The 3364-nt window shown below is 62.4% G+C and carries 3 protein-coding genes; all 3 read right to left on the bottom strand.

Annotation, left to right across the window (positions count from 1 at the left end):
* Window positions 1-38: 38 nt before the first annotated feature.
* Window positions 39-1148 (bottom strand): bifunctional 3,4-dihydroxy-2-butanone-4-phosphate synthase/GTP cyclohydrolase II, encoded by a 1110-nt coding sequence (gene ribBA / locus ACRAUW_RS17465; RefSeq protein ID WP_431363288.1) that lies wholly within the window; start codon window positions 1146-1148, stop codon window positions 39-41.
* Between the two features lie 149 nt (window positions 1149-1297).
* On the bottom strand, window positions 1298-1951 hold the full coding sequence (locus tag ACRAUW_RS17460; RefSeq protein WP_431363287.1) for a riboflavin synthase: 654 nt from the start codon (window positions 1949-1951) through the stop codon (window positions 1298-1300).
* 55 nt (window positions 1952-2006) lie between these two features.
* The gene (gene ribD / locus ACRAUW_RS17455; RefSeq protein WP_431363286.1) at window positions 2007-3116 is read right to left on the bottom strand and encodes a bifunctional diaminohydroxyphosphoribosylaminopyrimidine deaminase/5-amino-6-(5-phosphoribosylamino)uracil reductase RibD; all 1110 of its coding nucleotides are present in this window, start codon (window positions 3114-3116) and stop codon (window positions 2007-2009) included.
* Between the last annotated feature and the right edge of the window lie 248 nt (window positions 3117-3364).

The raw sequence follows: 3364 nt of genomic DNA, 5'->3' as shown, positions 1-3364 counted from the left end.
GAAGGGGATGGTACTTCTCTGGTAGAACCTTGAGTCCTTTACTCGCCGACGTATTCCACTACTTCCAGCCCGAAACCACCAAGTGCGTGGTACTTCTTCGGTGAGCTCAACAGGCGCATCTTGCTTACGCCCAGCGCCTTGAGGATCTGGGAACCCACGCCAACCCGGCGCGAGGTGCCCTGCCACTTGGCCCCTTCCGGTGCCAGCCCCTTATCAGCAGCTTCGAAGCCCTTGACCCGGGCCAGCAGCTCCTCGCCATGGGACTCCGCCCCCAAAATCACCAGCACCCCGCCTTCGTCAGCGATGCGGGCCATGGATTTGGGCAGCGGCCAGCTGCGGGCAGCATGGCGGTCGGTCAGCAACAGATCGCTCAGCACATCGTGCAGATGGACCCGCACCAGGGTCGGTTGGTCGGCCTGCACCTCACCCTTTTTCAGGGCGAAGTGAACCTGATTGTCGATGGTGTCGCGGAAGGTGATGAGGTCGAACTCGCCAAACTCGGTCGGCAACTTGCACTCGGCCACCTTCTCGACCGTGGTCTCGTGCTGGTTGCGGTACTCGATAAGGTCGGCGATGGTGCCGAGCTTGATGCCGTGCTGCTCGGCGAAGATCTCCAGGTCAGGACGGCGCGCCATGGTGCCATCTTCGTTGAGGATCTCGACGATGACGGCCGCAGGCTCGAAACCGGCCAGACGGGCCAGATCGCAGCCCGCTTCGGTGTGACCGGCACGGGTCAGTACGCCGCCATCCTGCGCCATCAGCGGGAAGATGTGGCCCGGCTGCACCAGATCGGCCGCCTTGGCATTGGACGCCACAGCGGCCTGCACGGTCACCGCACGATCGGCGGCGGAGATACCTGTGGTCACCCCTTCTGCCGCCTCGATGGAGACGGTAAAGGCGGTGGAGAACTGGGCATTGTTGCGATCCACCATCAGCGGCAGCGCCAATTGCTTGCAGCGATCCCGGGTCAGGGTCAGGCAGATGAGGCCACGGCCGTAGCGGGCCATGAAGTTGATATCCTCCGGACGGACGCAGGAGGCGGCCATGATGAGGTCCCCTTCGTTCTCCCTGTCTTCGTCATCCATCAGGATCACCATCTTGCCAGCCTTGATATCGGCAATGATTTCCTGGGTTGTGCTCAGCGCCATGGGCTACTCCATCAGTGTGCTTGGGGGTTGAGCCCGCAGGCTCAACGCAAATGCGAGTGTATGTTGCTCTAGATTGGGGCTAGCGGCTCCATTTCAATCAGAGCGGGATCACAGAAAATCGTTTTGGGGGCCAGATTCAGCGCTCACCGTCAGAGAAAACCGGCCTTGGCCAGCGTCTCCATGGTCAGGGTCGAGGCGCTGCTCTCCTGACTCTTGCCCATCATCAGCCGCTCCAGATAGCGGGCGATCTGATCGACTTCGAGGTTGACCTTGTGGCCCGGCTTCCAGCTGGCGATGGTGGTCTCCTTGGCGGTATGGGGCACGATCGTCAAGCGGAAAAGGTCCCCCTGCACCGCGTTGACGGTGAGGCTGATGCCATCCACCGCAATGGAGCCTTTCTCGGCGATATAGCGGGAGAGTTCCCCCGGCGCCTTGATCCAGTACTCGATGGCGCGGCCGCTGCTGGAGACGCTTTTCACCTCCCCTACCCCGTCCACATGGCCGGAGACCAGATGGCCGCCGAGGCGGGAGGTGGGCATCAGCGCCTTCTCGAGGTTGACCCGATCGCCCACTCTGGCGGCGGAAAAACCGGTACGGGAGAGGGTTTCCAGCGACACGTCGGCGGTATAGCTCTTGTCACCAAGAGCAACCACGGTGAGGCAGACGCCGTTGGTGGCAATAGAGTCGCCCAGTTTAACGTCACTGAAGTCGAGATGCGGCGCATGAACAGTGAGGGCCATATCGTCGCCCTGACGACGCAGTTCGGCCAGGGTCCCCACCGCTTCGATAATTCCGGTAAACATGCAGATCACCTTGCTGATGACGGGGGCTGATTATGCCCCCTTGAACATTGATAAATCAGGCTATTTTGGCGGTAATGCGAATATCCGGCCCCACCATGCGCAGATCCTTGATGGCGAGCTTGGGCGCCTGGAACAGCCGGGTCAGGCCAGGCAGATGGAACAGGCCGCGCCCTTCGTCGCCCATCAGTTTGGGCGCCTGATAGAGCACCAGCTCATCCACCAGCCCTTTTTCCAGCAGAGCGCCGCACAGCCGCGGGCCCGCCTCGACCAGCACCGAGTTGACGTTCTGTTTGGCCAGCAGCATGAACAGGCTGACCAGATCCAGCTTGCCATCCAGCAGCGGCAGCTCCAGCTGCTGCACCCACTCGGGCCACTCGCTGGACGCCTTGTGCCGAGCCAGCAGCACCGGGCTCTCGCTCTGGAACAGCGGCAAGTCAGGTGTTAGGCGGTTTTGCGAATCGACGATGACCCGCAGCGGCTGGCGCAGGGTCTCCTTGGGATAGCTCGCCTTGACCGAGGGGGGGAGCTCGTCCCAGCGCACGGTCAGGGAGGCACCATCGGCCAGCACGGTTTCAGCGCTGGAGAGCACCGCATCGTGACGGGCCCGCAGCCGCTGCACGTCGCGGCGCGCATCCGGGGAGGTGATCCACTGGCTCTCGCCGCTCGCCATGGCGGTGCGACCATCGAGACTGGCCCCCAGCTTGACGGTCACTCGCGGGAAGGCGGTCCGCATCCGCTTGAAAAAGCCCGGGTTGAGCGCTTCGGCTTCGCTCGCCAGCAGGCCGAAATCGGTCTTGATCCCCGCTTCGGAGAGCATCCGCAGGCCACGCCCACCCACCTGGGGATTGGGATCGACCATGGCCGCCACCACCCGGGCCACGCCAGCGTTGATCAGCGCTTCGGCGCAGGGGGGAGTACGTCCGTGGTGGGAGCAGGGTTCGAGGGTCACATAGGCGGTGGCGCCACGGGCGTTGTCACCGGCAGCGCGCAGGGCGTAGACCTCGGCATGGGGCTCGCCCGCCTTCTGATGCCACCCTTCGCCAATCACCACGCCATCTTTGACCAGCACGGCGCCGACGCAGGGGTTGGGGGCCGTGGTGTAGCGGCCGCGGCGGGCCAGTTCGAGGGCCCGACTCATCCATTGGTAATCATCTTGACTAAACATTCGGGCTCCTTTGACAACACATCTCGACTTTACGCAGTATCGTAGGTTCGATTAGCGCAGCGTAATCGGACGCGGCAACATGGGTGAGAATGGCGGTTTACTTCTCCAGCTTGGCAATCTCTTCGCCGAACTCGCGAATATCTTCGTGTCCTGAGGTAGAGAGGGGCGAAGCGGATATCCACTTGCCCATCCGATACCATCATTTCTCCAATTTGGCGATCTCTTCGCCAAACTCGCGAATATCTTCG

The sequence above is a fragment of the Aeromonas sp. genome, assembly GCF_050633025.1.
In the GTDB taxonomy this organism is placed as follows: Bacteria; Pseudomonadota; Gammaproteobacteria; order Enterobacterales; family Aeromonadaceae; genus Aeromonas.
The sequence above is the reverse complement of the archived record's forward strand: the minus strand, read 5'-3'. Positions and strand labels throughout refer to the sequence as shown.